3 protein-coding genes are annotated in these 4,498 nt (G+C 62.2%); all 3 read left to right on the forward strand.

What is annotated here, in order from left to right; translation table 11 throughout:
• The coding region (gene gcvT / locus AC2FLA_RS22310; RefSeq protein ID WP_496725417.1) for a glycine cleavage system aminomethyltransferase GcvT at positions 1-1,083 on the forward strand (1,083 nt) is incomplete at its 5' end.
• 18 nt (positions 1,084-1,101) lie between these two features.
• Entirely contained in the window at positions 1,102-1,467 is a 366-nt protein-coding gene (gcvH, locus tag AC2FLA_RS22315; RefSeq protein ID WP_058271403.1) for a glycine cleavage system protein GcvH, read from the forward strand.
• 175 nt (positions 1,468-1,642) lie between these two features.
• Entirely contained in the window at positions 1,643-4,498 is a 2,856-nt protein-coding gene (gene gcvP, locus AC2FLA_RS22320; protein ID WP_496725418.1) for an aminomethyl-transferring glycine dehydrogenase, read from the forward strand.

Genomic DNA, 4,498 nt, shown 5'->3' on the forward strand with positions numbered 1-4,498 from the left:
AAACGCACCCCATTGCATTCTTTGCACGTTGAGTTGGGAGGTAAGTTGGTTGATTTTGCTGGGTGGGAGATGCCTGTTCAGTATCCTTTGGGGATTATGGGGGAACATAAGCAGTGTCGTGATAAGGCGGCGTTGTTTGATGTGTCTCATATGGGACAGGTGATCCTGCGCGGTGAGAATGTGGGTGAGAAGCTGGAAGCTTTGTGCCCGCAGGCCTATGCGACCCTGAAGCCGGGCAAGGCGCGGTACGGGTTTTTCACCAACCCGGAAGGCGGGATCATGGACGATTTGATCGTGTCGAATGCGGGGGATTACTATTTCGTGGTGGTGAATGCGGCGCTGCGCCATCAGGACATTCCGCATATGCGGGACAATCTGGACGGCGTCGAAGTGATCGAGATCTTCGACCGCGCGCTGGTGGCGGTGCAGGGCCCGGCGGCGGAAAACGTTGTGGGTGATCTTTGCCCTGCCGCCCGCGACCTGAAGTTCATGGAAACCACTGAGGCCCCGATCAACGGCGTCGACTGCCGCATCTCGCGGCTGGGCTACACCGGCGAGGACGGGTATGAGATCTCGATCCCCGAGGACAAGGCGATCGAAGTTTCGAAAGCCTTCCTGGCGCATGAGGATTGCGAAGCGGCCGGTCTGGGCGCGCGCGACAGCCTGCGGCTTGAGGCGGGTCTGTGCCTCTATGGCAATGACATCGACCAAAGCACCTCGCCGATTGAGGCCTCGTTGGCTTGGGCGATCCAGAAGCGCCGCAAGGAAGAAGGCGGCTTTCCGGGCGCAGACCGCGTGCAGAAGGAACTGGCCGAAGGCCCCGCCAAAAAGTTGGTTGGCATCAAACCCGATGGCCGCGCACCGGCGCGTCAGGGTGTGGAAATCCAGTGCAGCAATGGCAATACGATCGGTCAGATCACCTCGGGCGTATTTGGCCCCACGGTCGGCGGACCGGTGGCGATGGGCTATGTGTCCAAGGGCCACGGTGAGCCGGGCGAGACGGTGAACCTGATCATCCGGGGCAAGCCGCAGCCGGCGCAGATCGTGGTGCTGCCCTTCGTCAAACAGAATTACAAGCGTTGAAGTCAGGAGAGAGACAACATGGCAACCTATTATTCCGAAGAGCATGAATGGCTGACCGTCGAAGGCGACACGGCCACTCTGGGCATCACCAAGCACGCGGCTGAACAGCTGGGCGACGTGGTGTTCGTGGAGCAGCAGGAAGCAGGCGATGAGTTTGAAAAAGGCGGCGAGATCGGCGTGATCGAATCCGTCAAGGCCGCCTCCGAGCTGTATGCCCCGGTCGATGGTGAGATCACCGAGGTCAACGAGGCGCTGGCCGACAACCCCGGCGCGCTGAACGAAGACCCCGAGGGCGAAGCCTGGATCTACAAGATCAAGATCGCGGATGCCGCGCAGCTGGAAGATCTGATGGATCTGGACGGCTACAAGGCCCTGATCGGGTAAACCCAAACGGAGTCCCAGCATGGGGCTCCATCGTTTTAACTTATGCCGCCGAATTTGGGCTCCGCCCGTTCGGGCCTGAAACTGTCCACCGGACAGTTTCCGGAACGGCCCTTACTCCCCGCCGGAGACTCCTGCCAGAGCGGTCGGGCGAGACATTCCCTGAGGAGCATGACCTATGGCCTTCAAACTGACCGACTACGAAGCCTATGACTTCGCCAACCGCCGCCATATCGGGCCCAGCCCGACGGAAATGCGCGACATGCTCAAGGTGATTGGCTTCAAGACGCTGGACCAGCTGATCGACGCCACCGTCCCGCCTGCGATCCGGCAGAAAGAGCCGCTGGACTGGGGTCCGGCGATGACCGAACGCGATGCGCTGTTCTACATGAAAGAGGTGGCGAGCAAGAACAAGGTTCTGACCTCGCTGATCGGTCAGGGCTATTACGGCACCACCACGCCGGCGCCGATCCTGCGCAACATCCTGGAAAACCCGGCCTGGTACACGGCCTATACGCCCTATCAGCCCGAGATCAGCCAAGGCCGGCTTGAGGCGCTGTTGAACTTCCAGACCATGGTCAGCGACCTGACCGGGCTGGACGTGGCCAACGCTTCGCTTCTGGACGAGGCGACTGCCGCAGCCGAAGCCATGGCGATGGCCAAGCGCGGCGGCCGGTCAAAGGCCAACAATGCGGCCTTCTTCGTGGACAAGAACTGCCACCCGCAGACCATCGCGGTCATCAAAACCCGCGCCGAGCCTCTGGGCATCGATGTGCAGGTGGCCGACCCGGACACGCTGGACGCAGGGTCGGTCTTTGGCGCGATCTTCCAGTATCCCGGCACCCACGGCCATGTGCGCGACTTCACGAACGAGATCGCAGCCCTGCATGAACATAAAGCCATTGCCATTGTTGCTGCCGACATCCTGTCGCTGGCGCTGCTGAAATCTCCCGGTGAGATGGGCGCGGATATCGCCATCGGCTCGACCCAGCGCTTTGGCGTGCCGATGGGCTATGGTGGCCCGCACGCCGCCTATATGGCGACCAGTGACAAGCTGAAGCGGTCGATGCCCGGCCGGATCATCGGCGTGTCGATCGACGCGCGCGGCAACAAGGCTTACCGCCTGGCCCTGCAGACCCGCGAGCAGCATATCCGCCGTGAAAAAGCCAACTCGAATGTCTGCACTGCGCAGGCTCTGCTGGCGGTGATTGCCTCGATGTATGCCGTGTATCACGGCCCCGATGGCATCAAAGCCATCGCGCAGTCGGTGCACCGCAAGACCTCGCGACTGGCCGCCGGTCTGGAAGAGGCGGGCTTTGCCGTCGAGCCGGAGGTGTTCTTCGACACCATCACGGTTGAGGTCGGCCACCTGCAGAATGTCGTGATGGAGGCCGCCGTGGCGCGGGGTGTGAACCTGCGCAAAGTCGGCGACACCAAGGTTGGCATCAGCCTGGACGAACAGACCCGCCCCGAGACCATCGAGGCCGTCTGGGGTGCCTTCGGTATCGATCGCAAGGATGACAGCTCGAACAAGCTTTACCGCCTGCCGGATTATGCGCTGCGCGAAAGCGCCTATCTGACCCACGAGATCTTCCACAAGAACCGGGCCGAGGCCGAGATCACGCGCTACATGCGCCGTCTGGCCGACCGCGACCTGGCGTTGGACCGGGCGATGATCCCGCTGGGGTCCTGCACCATGAAGCTGAACGCCACGATCGAGATGATCCCGGTCACCTGGCCCGAGTTCGGCAATCTGCACCCGTTCTGCCCGCAAGATCAGGCGCAGGGCTATCATGAGATGATTGATGATCTGAACGACAAGCTGTGCCAGATCACCGGCTATGACGCGATCAGCCAGCAGCCCAACTCGGGTGCGCAGGGGGAATATGCGGGCCTGCTGACCATCCGCAACTATCACGCCGCGCGGGGTGAGGCGCATCGCAATGTCTGCCTGATCCCGACCTCGGCGCATGGCACCAACCCGGCCTCGGCCCAGATGGTGGGCTATCAGGTTGTGCCGGTGCAAGCCGATGACAAGGGTAATATCGATCTGAATGACTTCCGCGCCAAGGCCGAGAAGCATTCCGATCATCTGGCCGCCTGCATGATCACCTACCCGTCCACCCATGGCGTGTTCGAGACCACCGTGCAGGAGGTCTGCCAGATCACCCATGACCACGGCGGTCAGGTCTATATTGACGGCGCCAACATGAACGCCATGGTGGGTCTCTCGCGTCCCGGTGACATTGGCGGTGACGTCAGCCACCTGAACCTGCACAAGACCTTCTGCATCCCGCATGGCGGCGGCGGCCCCGGCATGGGTCCGATCGGTGTCAAGGCACATCTGGAGGAGCACCTGCCCGGTCACCCGGAATACGGCACCGCCGTGGGCCCGGTCTCGGCCGCGCCCTTCGGCTCTCCGTCCATTCTGCCGGTCAGCTGGGCCTATGTGCTGCTGATGGGCGGTGCCGGTCTGACGCAGGCGACCAAGGTGGCAATCCTGAACGCCAACTACATCGCGGCACGCCTGCAGGAGGCCTATCCGATCCTCTACACCTCGGACACGGGCCGGGTGGCGCATGAGTGCATTCTGGATACCCGCCCGCTGGATGAGGCGGCGCAGGTCAGCGTTGACGACATCGCCAAGCGTCTGGTCGATTCCGGCTTCCATGCGCCCACCATGTCCTGGCCGGTGGCCGGCACCCTGATGGTCGAGCCCACGGAATCTGAACCCAAGGACGAGCTGGACCGCTTCTGCGACGCCATGCTGTCCATCAGGGCCGAAGCGCAGGAGATCATCGACGGCAAGATCGACGCTGAGAACAACCCGCTGAAAAACGCCCCCCACACGGTGCGCGATCTGGTCGGCGACTGGGACCGGCCCTATAGCCGCGAACAGGCCTGCTTCCCCCCAGGATCCATGGGCGTCGACAAATACTGGTCCCCCGTAAACCGCGTCGACAACGCATACGGCGACAGAAACCTAATCTGCACATGCCCCCCAATGGACGCTTACGAAGAAGCCGCAGAGTAA

Source organism: Ruegeria sp. CDSA033 (genome assembly GCF_059612305.1).